Annotated in this window: 14 protein-coding genes; 6 read left to right on the top strand and 8 right to left on the bottom strand. The window is 72.7% G+C overall.

All coding sequences use genetic code 11. From position 1 onward, the window contains the following. Positions 1-15 precede the first annotated feature (15 nt). From boxC to ABZ810_RS13960, 4 genes are read left to right on the top strand one after another with little or no spacing between them, the layout of a single operon-like run. On the top strand, positions 16-1,656 hold the full coding sequence (boxC, locus tag ABZ810_RS13975) for a 2,3-epoxybenzoyl-CoA dihydrolase (protein ID WP_358402976.1): 1,641 nt from the start codon (positions 16-18) through the stop codon (positions 1,654-1,656). 6 nt (positions 1,657-1,662) lie between these two features. After that, positions 1,663-3,084 (top strand): benzoyl-CoA 2,3-epoxidase subunit BoxB, encoded by a 1,422-nt coding sequence (gene boxB / locus ABZ810_RS13970; protein WP_358402974.1) that lies wholly within the window; start codon positions 1,663-1,665, stop codon positions 3,082-3,084. 12 nt (positions 3,085-3,096) lie between these two features. Further along, on the top strand, positions 3,097-4,671 hold the full coding sequence (locus tag ABZ810_RS13965) for a benzoate-CoA ligase family protein (RefSeq protein ID WP_358402972.1): 1,575 nt from the start codon (positions 3,097-3,099) through the stop codon (positions 4,669-4,671). After that, positions 4,668-5,531, top strand: a complete 864-nt coding sequence (locus ABZ810_RS13960) for an amidohydrolase family protein (protein ID WP_358402971.1) — start codon at positions 4,668-4,670, stop codon at positions 5,529-5,531. Before ABZ810_RS13965 ends, ABZ810_RS13960 begins: the two co-directional genes overlap by 4 nt. A gap of 38 nt (positions 5,532-5,569) precedes the next feature. Here the strand turns inward: ABZ810_RS13960 and ABZ810_RS13955 are convergent, their stop codons facing one another. Then, positions 5,570-7,369, bottom strand: coding sequence for an FAD-dependent oxidoreductase (locus tag ABZ810_RS13955; RefSeq protein ID WP_358402970.1), 1,800 nt, complete (start codon positions 7,367-7,369; stop codon positions 5,570-5,572). Positions 7,370-7,542: 173 nt separating this feature from the next. Between ABZ810_RS13955 and ABZ810_RS13950 the strand changes: the two genes are divergently transcribed. Further along, positions 7,543-8,373, top strand: coding sequence for a metallophosphoesterase (locus ABZ810_RS13950; RefSeq protein WP_358402968.1), 831 nt, complete (start codon positions 7,543-7,545; stop codon positions 8,371-8,373). A 51-nt stretch (positions 8,374-8,424) separates the two neighbouring features. Here the strand turns inward: ABZ810_RS13950 and ABZ810_RS13945 are convergent, their stop codons facing one another. From ABZ810_RS13945 to ABZ810_RS13915, 7 genes are read right to left on the bottom strand one after another with little or no spacing between them, the layout of a single operon-like run. Then, a complete protein-coding gene (locus ABZ810_RS13945; RefSeq protein WP_358402967.1) occupies positions 8,425-10,245 on the bottom strand; it encodes an ABC transporter ATP-binding protein in 1,821 nt (606 codons plus the stop codon). After that, positions 10,242-10,793: a hypothetical protein gene (locus ABZ810_RS13940; protein ID WP_358402965.1), complete on the bottom strand. Its 552-nt coding sequence runs from the start codon at positions 10,791-10,793 to the stop codon at positions 10,242-10,244. The genes ABZ810_RS13945 and ABZ810_RS13940 overlap by 4 nt, the downstream gene beginning before the upstream one ends. Before the next feature lie 9 nt (positions 10,794-10,802). After that, the gene (locus tag ABZ810_RS13935; protein WP_358403640.1) at positions 10,803-11,333 is read right to left on the bottom strand and encodes a MauE/DoxX family redox-associated membrane protein; all 531 of its coding nucleotides are present in this window, start codon (positions 11,331-11,333) and stop codon (positions 10,803-10,805) included. A gap of 13 nt (positions 11,334-11,346) precedes the next feature. Next, the gene (locus tag ABZ810_RS13930; protein ID WP_358402964.1) at positions 11,347-12,369 is read right to left on the bottom strand and encodes an MvdC/MvdD family ATP grasp protein; all 1,023 of its coding nucleotides are present in this window, start codon (positions 12,367-12,369) and stop codon (positions 11,347-11,349) included. 22 nt (positions 12,370-12,391) lie between these two features. Beyond that, entirely contained in the window at positions 12,392-12,673 is a 282-nt protein-coding gene (locus ABZ810_RS13925) for a hypothetical protein (protein ID WP_358402962.1), read from the bottom strand. A gap of 24 nt (positions 12,674-12,697) precedes the next feature. After that, a complete protein-coding gene (locus ABZ810_RS13920) occupies positions 12,698-13,015 on the bottom strand; it encodes a hypothetical protein (RefSeq protein ID WP_358402961.1) in 318 nt (105 codons plus the stop codon). 37 nt (positions 13,016-13,052) lie between these two features. Further along, complete coding sequence (locus tag ABZ810_RS13915) at positions 13,053-14,786, bottom strand: BTAD domain-containing putative transcriptional regulator (RefSeq protein WP_358402960.1); 1,734 nt, start codon at positions 14,784-14,786, stop codon at positions 13,053-13,055. A 105-nt stretch (positions 14,787-14,891) separates the two neighbouring features. Here ABZ810_RS13915 and polA point away from each other — a divergent pair, with 105 nt between their 5' ends. Beyond that, positions 14,892-17,543, top strand: a complete 2,652-nt coding sequence (gene polA / locus ABZ810_RS13910; protein WP_358402958.1) for a DNA polymerase I — start codon at positions 14,892-14,894, stop codon at positions 17,541-17,543. The last annotated feature ends 1 nt before the right edge of the window (position 17,544 follow it).

Genomic DNA, 17,544 nt, shown 5'->3' with positions numbered 1-17,544 from the left:
GTAGAACATCGGGACATGGTCGACTTCGACACCCGCCCCGACCGGTACCGGCACTGGCGCCTGGAGGTCGACGGGCGGACGGCACGGCTGGTCCTGAACGTGGACGAGCGGGGCGGGATCCGGCCCGGTTACGACCTCAAGCTCAACAGCTACGACCTGGGCGTCGACATCGAGCTGTACGACGCGGTGCAGCGGCTGCGGTTCGAGCACCCGGCGGTGCGGGTGGTGATCGTGACCAGCGCGGTCGACCGGGTGTTCTGCGCCGGGGCCAACATCGGCATGCTGGCCGCCTCGTCGCACGAGTGGAAGGTCAACTTCTGCAAGTTCACCAACGAGACGCGCAACGGCATCGAGGACTCGCGGTTCCACTGGATCGCGGCGCTGAACGGCACCACGGCGGGCGGCGGCTACGAGATCGCGCTGGCCTGCGACGAGATCGTGCTGTCCGACGACGGCTCCTCGGCGGTGTCGCTCCCCGAGGTGCCGCTGCTGGGCGTGCTCCCGGGCACGGGCGGGCTGACCCGGCTGGTCGACAAGCGGCACGTGCGCCGCGACCTGGCCGACGTGTTCGCCACCCGCACCGAGGGCGTGCGCGGCCGGACCGCCGTCGACTGGGGGCTGGTGGACGAGGTCGTGCCGCCGAGGCGGTTCGAGGAGGCGATCCGGGCGCGGGCCGAGGAGGCCCTCGCCAAGGCCGGGCCCGCCGGCGAGGCTTCGGAGGGCGTCGCGCTCACCCCGCTCGGGCGCGACGACTCCGAGCCCGGCCGGACGCGCTACCGCTGGGTGGACTGCCGCCTCGACCGCGACCTCGGAACGGCGACGATCACCGTGACGGGCCCGCCGGACGGAGAGCCCGGCGGCGCCGGCGAGGGCGACGGTTTCTGGCCGCTGGCGATGACGCGGCAGCTGGACGACCTGATCCTGCGGCTGCGGATCGACGAGCCCGAGATCGGCACCTGGGTGCTGCGCACCGAGGGAGACCCGGCGGCCGTCGCGCGGTACGACGCGTACCTGCTGGCCCATCGCGACGGCTGGTTCGAGGGCGAGACGCTCGCCTACTACAAGCGCACGCTCAAGCGGCTCGACGTCACGTCCCGCTCGATCTTCGCGGTCGTCGAGCCGGGGTCGTGCTTCACCGGCCTGCTGGCCGAGCTCGCGCTCGCCGCCGACCGCACGTACATGCTCGACGGGCTGCGCGAGGAGGACGAGGAGAGCGGGGCCGAGCCCGCCGCGTTCACCCTCACCCGGAGCAACCTGGGGCCGCTGCCGATGGGCAACGGCCTCAGCCGCCTGGCGAGCCGTTTCCACGGCGACGACGAGGCGTACGAGCGCGCCGCCAAGCTGACCGGCACGCCGCTCGCCGCGCGCGACGCCGAGGCGGCGGGGCTGGTCACGTTCGCCCCCGACGACCTCGACTGGGACGACGAGCTGCGGCTGGCGCTGGAGGAACGCGCCGCGTTCAGCCCCGACGCCCTCACCGGCATGGAGGCCAGCCACCGGTTCGCCGGCCCCGAGACCCTCGAGACCAAGATCTTCGCGCGGCTGTCCGCCTGGCAGAACTGGATCTTCCAGCGGCCCAACGCCGCGGGCCCCGACGGGGCGCTGCGGCGGTACGGGACGGGGCAGCGCGCCGTGTTCGACCGGAAGCGGGTGTGATCCGCCATGACCCAGACGATCGACTACAGCGGCAAGATCCCCAACAACGTCGACCTCGACACCGACCGGCGGCTCCAGCGCGCGCTGGAGTCGTGGCAGCCCAACTTCCTGAGCTGGTGGCGCGACCTCGGGCCCACCGTCTTCAAGGAGAACGACATCTACCTGCGCACGGCCGTCGCGGTCGGGCGCGAGGGCTGGGCGCACTTCGACTACGTCAAGATGCCCGACTACCGGTGGGGCATCTTCCTGTCCGAACGCGACGGCGAGCGCGTCATCGGCCACGGCCAGCACCAGGGCGAGCCCGCCTGGCAGACCGTGCCCGGCGAGTACCGCGCCGACCTGCGGCGCCTCATCGTCGTGCAGGGCGACACCGAGCCCGCCAGCGTCGAGCAGCAGCGCCACCTGGGCCGCACCGCGCCGAGCCTCTACGACCTGCGCAACCTCTTCCAGGTGAACGTGGAGGAGGGGCGGCACCTGTGGGCGATGGTCTACCTGCTGCACGCGCACTTCGGCCGGGACGGGCGCGACGAGGCCGAGATGCTCCTGCACCGCAACTCCGGCGACGACGACGCGCCCCGCATCCTCGGTGCGTTCAACGAGCCCACGCCCGACTGGCTCGCGTTCTACATGTTCACCTACTTCACCGACCGGGACGGCAAGTTCCAGCTCGGCACGCTGAAGGAGAGCGCCTTCGACCCACTGGCCCGCACCTGCGAGTTCATGCTCAAGGAGGAGGCCCACCACATGTTCGTCGGCACCACCGGCGTGCAGCGGGTGGTGGAGCGCACGGCGGCGCTCATGAAGGAGCACGACACCGCCGACGTCCTCCCGTACGGCGGCATCCCGCTGGACGTGATCCAGCGTTACCTCAACTTCCACTACTCGGTCTCGATGGACCTGTTCGGCTCCGAGACCAGCACCAACGCGGCCAACTACTTCTCCGGCGGAGTCAAGGGCCGGTGGATGGAACGGCGCCGCAAGGACGACCACCGCCTGCTGGACGACATCGCCGAGGTGACCACCGTCCGCGACGGCCGGTTCGTCACCGACGAGGTCCCGGCCCTGTCCGCGCTCAACCTCGACCTGCGCGACCAGTACGTGGCCGACTGCAACAGCGGCGTCAAACGCTGGAACAAGGCGCTGGAGGCGGCCGGGCTCGACCACCGCCTCTACCTCCCGCACGAGGGCTTCAACCGCAAGGTCGGCACGTACGCGGGTCACCGCGTCGGCCCGTCCGGCGACCTGCTGGACGAGGCGGAATGGGAGGCCCGCAAGGACGGGTGGCTCCCCACCGGTCAGGACAAGCAGGACGTCGCCGACCTCATGCGGCCGGTGTACGAGCCGGGCCGGTTCGCGTCCTGGATCAACCCGCCGAGCGTCGGCGTCAACCAGCAGCCCGTCGACTTCCCCTACGTCCGCATCGGCTGATCGGAGCCGGCCATGTCCACCCCAGCGTCGCTCGGGACGAGCTTCAACGCCTCCACCTACCTCCTCGACGCGCGGCTCGACGAGGGCAGGGGCGAGCACGTCGCGCTCACCGGCCCCCTCGGCACCCTCACCTACCGCGAGCTGGCCGGGCGGGTGCGCGGCCTGGCCGCCGGGTTGCGCGCCCGCGACGTGCGCCCCGAGGAGCGCGTGGTGATGTTCCTGCCGGACGGGCCCGCGCTCGCCGCGATGATCCTGGCCGCGATGCGGATGGGCGCCGTCGCCGTGCCGGTCTCCACCATGCAGACCGGCAGGGAGCTCGGCTCGGTGCTGCGCGACTCGCGGGCCCGCGTCCTGGTGACCGGCGCCCCGTTCCTGCTCGCCGCCGAACAGGCCGCGGCGGAGGCGCCCGAGCTCCGCCACGTGGTCGTGGACGGCGACGACGGCTTCACCGCCCCCGCCCAGGCCGCCCTGCACCGGCTCGACGCGCTGGCCGGGGAGGACGACGGCGAGCCGTACGACACGTGGGAGGACTCCTCCGCGCTCTGGCTCTACACCTCGGGCACGACCGGCATCCCCAAGGGCGCCGTGCACCGCCACGCCAACATCCGCCACGTCGCCGAGACGTTCGGGCGCGAGGTGCTCGGCATCACCGCCGACGACCGCTGCCTGTCGATCCCCAAGCTGTTCTTCGCCTACGGCATCGGCAACTCGCTGTTCTTCCCGCTGGCGGCCGGCGCGACCACGGTCCTCGACCCGGCCCGCCCGACGCCCGCCTCCGTCGCCGAACGGGTGGCCGAGACGCGGCCGACCCTGTTCTTCGCCGTGCCGACCTTCTACGCCGCGCTGCTCTCGGCCGACCTGCCCGCCGGCACGTTCTCCTCCGTCCGGCTGGCCGTCTCGGCGGGGGAGCCGCTGCCGCCCGATCTGTACCGGCGTTTCACCGAACGGTTCGGCGTCGAGCTGATCGACGGGATCGGGACCACCGAGGCGCTGCACATCTTCCTGTCCAACCGTCCCGGCAAGGTGCGGCCCGGCACGACCGGCCGGCCCGTCACGGGCTACGAGGTGCGGGTCGTCGACTCCGCCGGCGGGGACGTCGAGCCGGGCACGCCCGGGTCCCTGCTGGTGCGGGGCGAGTCGCTGGCCACCGGCTACTGGTGCCGCACCGACACCACCCGGCACGTGTTCGAGGGCCGGTGGCTGCGCACCGGCGACACCTACGTCGCCGACGAGGACGGCTACTACACCTGCCTCGGCAGGACCAACGACATGCTGAAGGCGGGCGGAATCTGGGTCTCGCCCACCGAGGTCGAGGCCCGCCTGCTGGAGCACCCGGCCGTCACGCTGGCCGCAGTCGTCGGCCTGCCCGACGCCGACGGGCTCGACAAACCCGTCGCGTGCGTCGTGCTCGAGGAGGGCACGGCCGCCACCCCGGACGAGCTCATCACGTTCTGCCGCGCCGGGCTCGCCTCATTCAAGCGCCCCCGGGAGGTGCTCATCGTCGACAAGCTGCCCACCACCGCCACCGGCAAGCTCCAGCGGTTCGCCGTCCGCGAGTTCGCCGCGTCCCTGCTGGCGGCCCGGTGATCGACGGTCATCCGCTCGTCGACGCCCACGTGCACGCCGCCCGCCTGCCCACGCTGCGCCCGGCGTGGCGCGAGTGGGCCGAGGAGTTCGGCTCCGGCCATCGCTGGCAGGATGTGTACGACGCGGACGGCACGATCATCCCCGAACGCCTCGACGCCTGCTTCGAGGCCGAGGGCGTGGACGTGGCGCTCCTGCTCGCCGAGTACAGTCCCAAGGCCACCGGCGTGCAGCCGATCGAAGACCTGCTGCCCCTCGTCAAGTGCAATCCGCGGCGCTTCCGGCCGATCGCCAACATCAACCCGCACCTGCACTACCCGGTGGACGCCGAACTGGAGCGACAGCTGGCGTACGGGGCGGCGGCGCTGAAGCTGCATCCGGTGCACGGCGGCTTCTGGATCTCCGACCCGATGCTCTACCCGGCGTACCAGGTGTGCCGGGAGGCGGGCATCCCGGTCGTCGTCCACTGCGGCACCAGCTCGTTCCCGGGGTCGGCCAACAAGTACGCCGACCCGACACCGGTCGACGACGTGCTGCGCGACTTCCCCGACCTGACGTTCGTGCTGGCGCACGGCGGCCGCGGCTGGTGGTACGACGCGGCCGCCTTCCTCGCGCTCTCGCGGGAGAACGTCTGGATCGAGCTCTCCGGGCTGCCTCCGCGCCGGCTGCCCGACTACTACGCCGGGCACCCTCTGGGCAGGCTGGCACGGAAGTTCATCTTCGGCACGGACTGGCCGGGCGTCCCCGGCGTGGCGCGCAACGCCCGCGCCGTCACGGCCGCCCTGGACCTGGACGAGGAGACCGCCGCCCTGGTCCACGGCGGCAACGCCCTCAAGGTGTACGCGGGCCTCGAGGCCGGCTAGGGGTCAGAGGACAGGAGGCAGAGGACGGGGGACGGGGATCAGGGCCAGCGGGTGTCGAGGATGTCCCACTTGTTGGGGAGCCCGGCCTTGTAGCGGAGCTTGTCCTCGGCGCGTTCCAGGGCGAAGATCGGCGTCCGGTAGAGCTGGTGCACCGGGACCCGCGGCCTGGTCGAGCCGGCCGCGTCCAGCAGCGCGTTCACCGCCTGCCGGCCGCCCTGGCAGGCGCCCTCCATCGTGGTGACGTTGATGGGCGTCCTCACCCAGTCGCCGGCCAGGAAGAGGTTGGGGATCGCGGTCCTGGACTCGGGCCGCACCTTCCACGAGCCGGGGTGCTGGATGAAGAGCGGGGTCTGGTTGTCGAGCCCGCCCGCCCCGTTGGGGACCATGGCGGGGTCGAGGAACCACGAGTGCAGCATGTCGTCGGTGAGGACCTGCTGCCCGGTGTCGTTGAGGTGGGCCTTGAGCACCTTCCAGGTCTCCGTGGCGATCTCGCCCCTGGTGCAGTCCTTGGCCTTCTTGCCGTTGAAGTTCCCGTCGGTGAACCAGTCGGACAGGATCGTCGACAGGCAGTCCTTCACGGTGCCGTCGCCGTAGGTGGCGAAGTCCCGCTTCCAGAACTGCTCCTGGCTGATGGAGGTGAGCGCCCACGCCGACTCCATGAAGTTGACGTGGCCCGGCGCGAGGGGGAGCGCCTTCTTGAGGAAGAACTGCAGGCCGACCATCCAGTCGGTGCGCAGGCTCCTGATGTCGGCCAGCTTCGGGTCGGCGGCCAGGACCGCCGGGCTGAGCAGCTTGGCCGCGCGCTCGCACGGCATGGAGACGATGAACCAGTCGGCGGCGATCGCCGCCGAGGCGCCGCCCGGCCCGGTCGCGGTCGCGCCGGTGATCCGCCCGCCGGAGACCGAGAGCGCGTCCACGTTGTAGCCGACCTTGAACGTGACGCCCCTGGTGCCCAGATGGGCGATCCAGGGGTCGAGCCACATCTCGTTGGTCGACCCGTTCAGGACGCGGTCGACCGAGGCGTTCGGCTCGTTGCCGAGGCCGAGGATGCTCCACACGGTCGCCTCGCCGACGAGGCCGATCGAATGGGTGCTCGCGTCCTTGGACTTGGTGGCGGCGAGGTTGCGGATGACGCCGTCGCCGAGCTGCTTGTTGTACTCGTCGCCGAACCGGTCGGCGCGGATGTAGTCCGCCCAGGTGATGCCGTCCCACTGGCCGAGCCGCCGCTCGTCGCTGCTGGTGACGTAGACCAGCAGCTTCTCGGCGGCGAACGCGGCCTCCAGGGGCGTCAGCCGTGCGATGGTCTGCAGCCCGGCGATGATCGTGGCCAGGAAGCTCGACCTGTCCCAGATGCTCGGGTTGGGCGGGAGCGGGAACGGGAAGGGCGCGGTGAGGTCCGCCCGGCCGCCCGCCCGGGACATCATGTACGCGGTCGCCCTGGTCAGGTTGCCCCAGCAGCCGTTGCCGTTGCCGGGGAACGGGATGCGCCGCATCGTGTCGGTCAGGTCGAAGTAGAACCCGGGGAAGAAGCGGAACCCGTGCTCGCCGGGCAGGTCGAGGCGGCCGCCGGTGCCGGTGCCGGGCACGAAGACGCTGCGGGCCTTGCCGCCGAGCGTGTCGCGCTCGTAGACGGTGACCTCGAAGCCCCGTTCCGCCAGTTCGTGCGCCGCCGACAACCCGGCGACGCCGCCGCCGAGCACGGCCACGCGGGTGCCCGCGGCCTGCGACGACTGCGCGGCGTGCGCGGCCTGCTCGGCGAGGCTCGCGGTGCCCGCGGCCGCCGCCGCGGTGACCGCCGCGTCGCGCAGGAAGGACCGTCGCGTTCTCTGCTCGCTCATCGCGACTCCTTGACGTCCCGGCGTGGCCGGGACCGGTGGGGGTGGGAAGGACGTGCCACCCGGCCGGGGAACGCACTGCATCGTTCGTATCATCTTGTTGGCGTTGCGCCAATAAAAAATGTGGCCTGGATCACTGTCCGGATGGCCGGGGGTGGTCGCCTAGGCTTCGCGGCATGGGCGGCCTCTACGCGATCAGCGACCTGCACGTGGGATTCAAGGACAACCGGGCGTTCGTCGAGGGGCTGCGGCCCGCCGGCGAGGACGACTGGCTGATCGTCGCCGGCGACGTCGCCGAGCTGGTCTCCGACATCGAATGGACCCTGCGGACGTTGCGGGAACGCTGGGCCAAGGTCCTGTGGGCGCCGGGCAACCACGAGCTGTGGACCCTCAAGGACGATCCCGTCCAGCTGCGGGGCGACGCCCGCTACCGGCACCTGGTCGAGGTGTGCCGCCGGCTGGACGTGCTGACGCCCGAGGACCCCTATCCGGTGTGGGAGGGGCCCGGCGGCCCGGTGACGGTGGCGCCGCTGTTCCTGCTGTACGACTACACGTTCCGGCCCCACGGCGCGGCGACCAAGGAGGAGGGACTGAAGATCGCGTACGAGGCCGGGGTCGTGTGCACCGACGAGAAGGTGCTCCACCCGGACCCGTACCCGACCCGCGACGCCTGGTGCGAGGCCCGCGTCGCCGAGACCGAACGGCGCCTCGCCGAGCTGCCAGAGGGCACCCGGACCGTCCTGGTCAACCACTTCCCGATGACACGGGAGCCCACCGAGGTGCTCTGGTACCCCGAGTTCGCCCAGTGGTGCGGCACCGTGCTCACCGACCGCTGGCACGTGAAGTACAACGCGGCCGCGGTCGTGTACGGCCACCTGCACATCCCGCGCACGATCTGGAGCGACGGGGTGCCCTTCGTGGAGGTGTCGGTGGGCTATCCGCGCGAGTGGCGCCAGCGCGGCGAGAGCCCCAAGGGCCCGCGCCGCGTCCTCCCGCCGGAGCAATGACGGCCGCGGCCTCCCGTTCCGGCCCCGGTCCCGGCTCCGTACTGATCGTGATTACGCCCAGGCGCTGTCCTGAGGGACGCCGTCGTCCTGGTAGCCCGAGGCCTGGAGCCTGAACAGCCGGGCGTACAGACCGCCGTGGCCGAGGAGCGCGGCGTGCGAGCCCTCCTCGGTCACGGTGCCCTCGGACAGCACGACGATCGACTCCGCGTCGCGGACGGTGCTGAGCCGGTGGGAGATCAGCAGGCTGGTCCGGCCCGCGCGGTGGTCCCGCAGCCGCCGGTGCACCTCGGCCTCGGCCTCGGCGTCGAGGCCTGAGCTCGGCTCGTCCAGGACGAGCAGGTCGGTGCCGGTGCGCATCATCGCCCGGGCGATGGCGACGCGCTGCCACTGGCCGCCCGACAGCAGCACGCCCGTGGCGGGATCGTCGCGCTCCTCCATCGGGTCGAACGTCCGCGACAACATCGTGTCGTAGCCGCGGGGGAGGGCCGCCAGCGTCTCGTCGCACCCGGCGCCGCGCGCGGCGGCCACGACGCGGTCCCGGTCGGACAGGTGCGGGAGGTCGCCGACGCCGATGTTCTCGGCGGCGTTCAGCTCGTACGCCATGAAGTCCTGGAAGACCGTGCCGATGCGGCGCCGCAGCTCGTCCACGGGCAGGTCGCGCAGGTCCACCCCGTCCCACAGGATCGCGCCGCGCGTGGGGTCGTAGAACCGGCACAGCAGCTTGACCAGGGTGCTCTTGCCGCCGCCGTTCGGGCCGACCAGCGCGGTCGCCCGCCCGGCCGGGATCGTGATCGACACGCCGCGCAGCGCCCAGGGCAGGTCGTCGCCGTACCGGAACCACACGTCGCGCAACTCGACGCCCTCGGTGAGCGGGCGCACCGCGCACCGGGCCTTCGGCGCGGGCAGGTCGGGGCCGGCGTCGACCACGAAGCGGTAGTGCCCGAAGAGCAGGACCGCCTCGTGCATCCGGCCGATGCTGTGGATCACTATGGTCAGGCCGCTCTGCATGCCCGCGACGGCCAGGATGAACATCGACACGTCGCCGATCGTGAGCCGTCCCGCGCGGGCCGCCGCCACCGCCCAGACCAGCCCCGCGCCCGCCACCGCCGCGCCGAGCACGCCGTGCACGCCCTGGACGAGCAGCTCGCGGCGGCCGAGCCGGCGATGCCCCGCGTTGATCTCACGGAGCTCGGCCAGCATGCGCCGCCCGAAGAGGTCGCCGAGCCCGTACAGGCGCACCTCCTTGGCCGCGCTGACGCTGGTCAGCAACTGCGCGTAGAAGAACTCGCGCCGGGTGGAGTGCCCCAGCTTCCACATCATCTCCGCCCGGAAGCGGCTCAGCCGCAGCTGCCCGTTCAGCGCGATCGACGCCGCGAGCAGGACGGGCAGCAACATCCAGGGGTTCAGCACCGCCAGCGTCGTCAGGAACCCGGCCATCGTGAGAACGCCCTGGGCCGTGCCGAGACCGCCGCTGACCACGTCGGACGGCCCGGTCGGGCCGGACTCTGAGGCCAGCGCGAGCCGGTCGTGGAAGGCCGGGTCCTCGAAGCGGCGCAGCCCGGGCATCGCGGCGATCGCCTCGTACAACCTCCCGCGCGCGGTCAGGTCGATCGCCCGCCGCAGCTCCTCCTCGACGTACTGCATCGCCTCGGGCAGGAACGCCACCGCCACCCCGGCGAGCGCGAGCAGCAGCACGGGGACCATCAGCGGCGGCGAGTCCGGCGCCACGATCCGGTCGAGAACGACCTTGGTCAGCCACGCGGTCAGCACGGGCAGGGCGCTGCCCGCCACCGTCAGGACCACGCGCAGCACCAGCCGGCGCGGACCGGCCGCCCACGCGATCGCGGCGGCCGCCCGCAGCGAGGAGATCATGCGGCGGCCGGGTCCGGCAGCCGCTCCGGCAGCGCGTCGCTGGCCACCATCCGGCCATCGGACAACACGCCGAACGCGGGCAGGCCGAGCACGCCGAACGCCTGCGCCAGCGGGCCGTTCTCCTCCTCCTCGGTGAGCACGCGGGCCACCGGGGCGAGGCGTTCGCGCAGCTCCTCGCCGAACTGGGGCGCGCCCATCAGGACGGCGAGCACGTGCTCGCGCCCGCCGGGCGTCTGCTCGGCACGCTCGATGAAACCTGGCACGCTGAAGTCACAGGCCTGGCAGCCCGGCGCGAGGAACGCGACGAGCGTGGGGCCGCTGAGCTCCGTGCTCGACACCGCGCCGCCGTCGACCGCCGTGACCGCGAAGTCGCCGACCCTGGCGCCCGGCTTCACGGTCATGGGCGGCGCCTCCGGCCCGGACGCGCCACCGGACGCGGCGGGCGCGCGTTCGAGATCGCCGAGCCTGCGGATGACGCCCAGGGTCAGCGCGATGTTGATCAGGCTGAGCACTCCGATGATGGTCACCGTGGCGGCCGAGTACGACATGGCGCCTCCTCACGGGCGTGGCGCTCGGGGGCGGTAGAGCGCGACGAGTTCGTCCAGGTTGATCAGGAGCAGCGCGGCGGTGATCCCGGCGATCGCCGTCAGCGCGGTCTCCGGCCGGATCGGCGGCGCCGCGGCACCGGCCGCCGACATGAGCAGGCCCGCCGCCGCGACGGCGGCCAGGATCGCGTTGCGCGCCAGATGGGCCCTGCCGGGCGGCCGCCGTCCGGTGCCGAAGCATTTGCAGGGGATGCCGACCCGGCGCCGCATCATCGAGCGCACGCCGGCGGTGAAGACGGCGAGCAGCAGGATCGCCGTCACGTACCCGGCGGGCGGCAGCGGCGGGACGAGCATGGCCAGCGCGACGGCGGCCTCGGCCGCGACCATGACCGCCGCGACCGCGCCGGCGTGCCGCCGCGGGACCGCCGCGGCCGACGTCAGCCAGCCGCGGAAGTCCGCGTACGCCGCCCGCCCCGCGACCTTGGTGGCCGCGGAGTAGGCGAACGTCACCGCCACGACGGCCTGGCAACCGAGCGCCGGCAGATCGAGGGCAGTGTCAGTAGCCGACTTGCGTCACCTCTCCTCGCGTGAACGGGCCGCCCTTCATGAGCAGGTCCACCAGGTGGTCGCCGAGCGGCAGGCCCAGGTCGTGCTGCATCCACATGAACTGGCCCATCGGGTTGACCTCGAGGAAGACGTACTCGCCGGACGGGGTGACGATGAAGTCCAGGGCGCCGTACACCGCGCCGAGCTCGGCCAGCAGCGCCTGGGACTTCTTGACGATGTCGTCGGGCAGCGGACGGTAGGGGCCGTAGGGCATCTCGGCGTCCTCGCCCCGCCAGTCCACCCTGGTCGAGTCCATCTCCTGCGACTCGATCGTCACCGGGAAGTAGGTGTTGCCGATGACGGTCAGCCGCACCTCGTAGGCCTTGTCGATGTACTCCTGGAACATGCACATCGTGTGGCCCACACGTTCCAGGTTCTCGTGGATCTCGTCCCCGACGACCGTGGTGAGCAGGCCGCCGGGGAACGCGCCGGGATAGTGGATCACGCCGCCGGCCAGCGCCTTGTACACCACCGGCCGATCCTCGGCGGCGACGAGGTCGGCGACCTCCTGCGGATCGTTGGTGAGCAGGGTCCGCGGGACGCGCAGGCCCAGCCGCTTGGCCAGCTCGAGCTGGTACGGCTTGAGCTCGGAGACGCCGTCCACGTCCGGGCGGTTGACCCAGAGGCAGTTCGTCGAGCGGAGGATCCCGCCGACGCCCTGCATGGCCTCCCGCCGGGCGAACTGCTTCTCCGCCTCGCCCATGTCCGGTCCGAAGTCGAAGGCGGTCGGACGGCGGTACCAGACCGCCGAGAGGTCGTCGAGATCGATCTCCACGTCCCGGTGCCGGTCGTACAGCCTGCGGCGCGGTGCCCCGCCGAAGTCGGAGGTCGTCACCGTCAGCCGGCGCGGGAAGTAGCTCAGGTCGACGCGCGCGACCCGGGCACCGCGTTCGGCGAGGGTGGTGATCACCGGATCGGAGGTCGGATCGAACTCCTGGGTGAGGATGAGGACCTGCGGTCCCGCGTTCGTCATCGTCGTCGGATCCCGGCCGCCGTCAGGCGCAGACGTCGTCGACGCAGCGGTCGGTGCTGTAGCAGTTGGTCCTGGTATAGGTGGTGATGCCGGCGGTGGGCAGCCCGGGCGGGCTCACCCAGGTCTGGGTGTCCTCGTCGAAGTGGCCGAACTGCGGCGACGCGGGGATGCCGTCCCACTGGGAGTAGGCGTAGGCGAGCGGACGGTCGCGGTCGTCGGCGCGCGCGGCCTCGAGGTCGGGGTAGTGTCCGTCGATGAAGGACAGGGACGTGAGCAGCGGCTCCCGGGTGAGGGTGTCGGCCATGATGAACCTCCTTTTTCGCCGGACTTACTCCGGCGCCATGGGCTCGGTGATTCCGAGGATTCCGTCCAGCTGTCCCGAGAACGACCAGACGAGGTTCGCCTCGTCGAAATGCCCGGCCTCGAAGGTGAGGTCGTGGTCCGGTTCGCCCGGCCGCACGTGCTCGTAGAGGTAGGCGAGCGGCGTGCCGCGCCCCACCCGCCTGCTCTCTCGCAGGCTCGCGGGGATCGCCCGGACGACGAGCGCGCCGTCCCGGAGTTCGGGAGGATCGAATCGGATGAACGCCGGCGGGGCCAGGAGGCCTTCGCCGGACCGGAGAGCCTCGGGGCAGGCTGCTGCGATCACGGCTGAATCCTGACCCGGCACCGCTTTCAGATCGCTCTCAGTTCGCTCTCAGCACCGGTTCGCGCCCGTCGGGCAGTTCGCGGGCGTACAACCGGACCAGGTCGGAGAGCCGGTACCGGACACCGCCCGTGTCCAGGTCCTCCCCGATGACCTGGAGAAGTCCCACGTCCACGAGCGCCTCCAGATCGCCGGTGGGCGGCGCGGTGAACTCGCATGTCCGAAACTCGCCAAGCCGGCGGAACGCCCTCCGGTGGGCCGGGACGAGATCCCGGCGCGCCGACTCCAGGCTCGCCCGCACGGTCAGGCCGTGCACGCTCAGCTCGTCCAGCCGCCGGTCCTCCCGGCGCAGCAGCGCGGCGAGGAGCCCGGGGCTCATCCGCGGCCGTGTCGCCAGGCGGACGCCCGCGATGCGGACGGCCAGCGGGGACAGGTCGCAGAGCCGGACGATCTCGTGCGCCTCGGCGGTCCCGGCGAGCCCGGGGCGGCCCGCGACCCGGTCGAGCAGCCGGACGGCGTCCCGGGGGTCGAGCGGGCCGAGCGTCAGCAGCCGGGCGCCGGCCAGCCCGGCGAGGCAGGCGCGGCCGGTCACCAGCACCGCGCTGCCGGCGGAGCCGGGCACCAGCGGGCGTACCTGCGCCTCGTCGGTGGCGTCGTCCAGGACGACCAGGACGCGCCGGCCCGCCGTCCGCGACCGGTAGAGGGCGACGCGCTCCTCGAACGCGGCGGGGACGGCCTGCGCGTCGGTGCCGAGGGCGCGCAGGAAGCGGCCGAGGACGTCGTACGGCCGCGCCCCGCGGAGCTCGGCGTACAGGTGCCCGCCGGCGTAGAGGGGGCCCACGCGGTGCGCGGCGTGCACGGCGAGCACGGTCTTGCCCGCGCCGGCCGCGCCGTTGACCGCGCAGACGGCGGGGCCGCGGTCGGCCGCCAGGATGCCCGCGACGGCGTCGATCTCGGCCTGCCGCCCGGTGAGGTCGGGCAGGTCCGGCGGCAGCTCGGCCGGCACCGCCGCGAACCTCCCGCCGCCCTGCACCGCCGCCGCGTGCGCGCTGCGGATCTCCGGCGAGGGCGCGATGCCCAGGTCGGCGGCCAGCCGCCGCCGGACCCGGTCCACCTGCCGGACGGCCTCCGCGTGCCGCCCGCACAGCGACATCAGCCGGACGAGCCGGGCCTGGAGCGGCTCGTCGTACGGCGCGTTCGCGGCCACCTCGGAGACCGTCGCGACCACCTCGGACGGGCGTCCCAGCCGGATGGCCAGATCGGCGAGCGCCGACGCGCAGTCGACCCGGGCCTGCTCGATCGCGCGGACGGCCGGGTCGGCCGCCAGCCACTCGGGCCGGCCGCCGAACACCGGGCCACGCCACTCGCCGAGCGCGGCGGACAGCAGGGCCAGCCGGCGCTCCGGCTCGGCGGTCGTGCTCGTCCTGAAAAGTTGGCGGAAACGCGCCACGTCCACGGCGTCGTCCGGAATCTCCAGGCGGTAACCGTTGCCGGAGTGCTCCAGCCGGTGGAGCGGGCCGCCCTTGTCCGCGAGGCCGCCCAGCCAGCCGCGCAGCCGGTGCGCGGCGCACTGCAGCGCCCGCCTGCTGCCCCGGTCGGCGCCCCAGCCGAGCTCGAGCAGGCGGTCCTCGCCCACGGACTCGTTCGAGGTGAGCAGCAGGGCGCCGAGGAGCGCCCGCACGCTCGGCCCCGGTAGCGCCACGTCCCTGCCACCGGCACGGACGGCGAGGTCTCCGAGGATGAGTAAATCCAGGTCCGGACGCCGCTGGCCCATCGGCTGCCCCTCCCCATCAGGACCTTGATCAAAAGTAAGGTCGATTCCGGATCGGAACAAGCCCGGCGCAGGTCCCCTGTCGGAGGCGCCTGCGAGGATGGGGGTATGATCGACCGCCCTCGCCTTCTGCTGCTCGACGGCCACTCGCTGGCCTACCGGGCGTTCTACGCGCTCCCCGTGGAGAACTTCTCCACCACCACGGGCCAGGCGACCAACGTGGTCTACGGGTTCGCCAACATGATGGCCAACGTGCTGCGCGACGAGGACCCGACCCATGTGGCGGTCACCTTCGACGTGTCGCGGCAGACGTTCCGCACCGAGGCGTTCCCCGACTACAAGGCCGGGCGCACGCGCTCACCCGACGAGTTCCACAGCCAGATGGCGATCCTCGGCGACTTCCTGGCCGCGATGAACGTGACGACGTTGCGAGTGCCCGGCTTCGAGGCCGACGACGTGATCGCCACGCTGGCCACGGCCGCGGAGGCCGCGGGCCACCAGGTGCTGATCATGACCGGTGACCGGGACGTGCTCCAGCTGGTCAGCGACGACGTCACCGCGCTCTACTTCTACCGGACCGCGGCGGAGATGATCCGCTACACGCCGGAGGCGGTCGAGGCCAAGTACGGCCTGACGCCCCGGCAGTACCCCGACTTCGCGGCGCTGCGGGGCGACCCGTCCGACAACCTGCCGAGCATCCCCGGCATCGGGGAGAAGACGGCCGCCAAGTGGATCCGCGAGTACGGCTCGCTGGCGGCCCTGGTCGACCGGGTCGGCGAGGTCAAGGGCAAGGCGGGCGACAGGCTGCGCGAGGCCCTCGACACCGTGCTGCTCAACCGGCGGCTGACCGAGCTCGTCCGCGACGTCGAGCTGCCGGTGGGCCTCGACGACCTGCGGCGCCGGCCGTACGACCTGGCGGCGTTCACCACGCTGCTCGACGAGCTGGAGTTCCGCAACGCCAGCCTCCGGCAGCGGCTCTTCGCCGCCGACCCGGGCGGCGGCGAGGCCCCCGAGCAGGCCGCCGCAGACCAGGGCGAGCCGCTGCGCGGGCGCGAGCTGGCGCCGGGCGAGCTGGCGGAGTGGCTGCGCGCGCAGGCCGGGGCCGCGGACGTGTGCCTCGGCCTGGCCGCCGACACGACATGGCTGCGCGGCACGGGCGACGTGCACCGGATCGCGCTGGCCACCGGCGACGACCACGCGGCCTCCTTCGAGCCCGCCGAGCTGACCGAGGCCGACGAACGTGCCTTCGCCGCGTGGCTGGCCGACCCCGCGCGGCCCAAGGCCCTGCACGACCTCAAGGGCCTGCTGCGGGTGTTCCCCGACCGCGGCTGGCGCGTCGAGGGAGTCCGCACCGACACCGCGCTGGCGGCCTACCTGCTGCTTCCCGGGCTCGCCGCCTACGGCGTCGCCGACCTGGCGGCCCGCCATCTCGGCTACCGGCCGCCCGCCGAGGGCGCCGCCGGGCTGATGGTCGAGGCCCGCGCGGTGCTGGAGCTGGCCGGTCGCTTCACCGCCGAGCTCGCCGAGACGGGCATGGACGCCATCCTGCGCGACGTCGAGCTGCCGCTGTCGGCGCTGCTGGCCCGCGCCGAACGCGACGGGGTCTTCGTCGACGACGCGCTGCTGCGCGAGCTCGAAAAGCAGTTCGAGGACGCGATGGCGCGCGCCGCCGACGACGCCGCGCGGATCGCCGGGCACCCGTTCAACCCGGGCTCGACCAAGCAGCTCCAGGAGGTGCTGTTCGAGGAGCTCGGGCTGCCCAGGACCAAAAAGATCAAGTCGGGGCACTCCACCGACGTGGACGCGCTGACCTGGCTGGCCACCCAGACCGACAACGGCATGCCCGAGATCCTGCTCCACCACCGCGACCAGTCCCGGCTGCGCATGACCGTGGCCGGGCTGATCAAGGAGATCGGCGCCGACGCCCGCATCCACACCACGTTCACCCAGACCGTCGCCGCCACCGGCCGGCTCACCTCGACCGAGCCCAACCTGCAGGTCATCCCGATCCGCACGGCCGAGGGCCGCCGCATCCGGCAGGCGTTCCTGCCGGGCGAGGGCCACGAGGCGCTGCTCACCGCCGACTACGGCCAGCTCGAGCTGCGGATCATGGCCCATCTGTCCCAGGACCCGACCCTGCTGGCGGCGTTCGAGTCGGGCGAGGACCTGCACACCTCGATGGCCGCCCAGGTGTTCCGGGTGGCCCCGGCGGCGGTCACCGCCGACATGCGGCGCAAGATCAAGGCGATGTCCTACGGCCTGGCCTACGGGCTGTCGGCGTTCGGCCTGTCCCGGCAGCTCGGCATTCCGGTGGCCGAGGCCAAGCCGCTGATGGAGGCCTACTTCGAGCGGCTCGGCGGCGTCCGCGCCTACCTGGACCGCGTGGTCGAGGCGGCGCGCGGCACCGGCTACACCGAGACCGTGCTCGGCCGCCGCCGCTACCTGCCCCACCTGGGCAGCGACAACCGGCAGAAGGCCGAGACCGCGGCGCGCATGGCGCTCAACGCCCCGATCCAGGGTTCGGCGGCCGACATCGTCAAGATCGCGATGCTCCGGGTCGAGGACGCGCTCACCACCGCCGGCCTGCGCAGCCGCCTGCTGCTCCAGGTGCACGACGAGCTCGTGCTGGAGGTCGCCCCGGGAGAGGGCGAGCGGGTGACGGAGCTGGTCCACGACCAGATGATCAACGCCTACCCGCTGAGCGTCGGGCTCGAGGTCGCCATCGGCACCGGCCCCGACTGGGACGCCGCTGCCCACTGAG

Origin of the sequence: Spirillospora sp. NPDC047279, assembly GCF_040643285.1 — a bacterium.
Lineage (GTDB): Bacteria > Actinomycetota > Actinomycetes > Streptosporangiales > Streptosporangiaceae > Spirillospora.
The sequence above is the reverse complement of the archived record's forward strand: the minus strand, read 5'-3'. Positions and strand labels throughout refer to the sequence as shown.

Bases quoted from the DNA above. Each gene is read 5' to 3' on its own strand.
- polA (WP_358402958.1), top strand. From the start codon at position 14,892: ATGATCGACCGCCCTCGCCTTCTGCTGCTCGACGGCCACTCGCTGGCC.
- ABZ810_RS13950 (WP_358402968.1), top strand. From the start codon at position 7,543: ATGGGCGGCCTCTACGCGATCAGCGACCTGCACGTGGGATTCAAGGAC.
- ABZ810_RS13915 (WP_358402960.1), bottom strand. From the start codon at position 14,786: ATGGGCCAGCGGCGTCCGGACCTGGATTTACTCATCCTCGGAGACCTC.
- ABZ810_RS13955 (WP_358402970.1), bottom strand. From the start codon at position 7,369: ATGAGCGAGCAGAGAACGCGACGGTCCTTCCTGCGCGACGCGGCGGTC.
- ABZ810_RS13965 (WP_358402972.1), top strand. From the start codon at position 3,097: ATGTCCACCCCAGCGTCGCTCGGGACGAGCTTCAACGCCTCCACCTAC.
- ABZ810_RS13945 (WP_358402967.1), bottom strand. From the start codon at position 10,245: ATGATCTCCTCGCTGCGGGCGGCCGCCGCGATCGCGTGGGCGGCCGGT.
- boxC (WP_358402976.1), top strand. From the start codon at position 16: ATGGTCGACTTCGACACCCGCCCCGACCGGTACCGGCACTGGCGCCTG.
- ABZ810_RS13930 (WP_358402964.1), bottom strand. From the start codon at position 12,369: ATGACGAACGCGGGACCGCAGGTCCTCATCCTCACCCAGGAGTTCGAT.
- ABZ810_RS13940 (WP_358402965.1), bottom strand. From the start codon at position 10,793: ATGTCGTACTCGGCCGCCACGGTGACCATCATCGGAGTGCTCAGCCTG.
- ABZ810_RS13925 (WP_358402962.1), bottom strand. From the start codon at position 12,673: ATGGCCGACACCCTCACCCGGGAGCCGCTGCTCACGTCCCTGTCCTTC.
- boxB (WP_358402974.1), top strand. From the start codon at position 1,663: ATGACCCAGACGATCGACTACAGCGGCAAGATCCCCAACAACGTCGAC.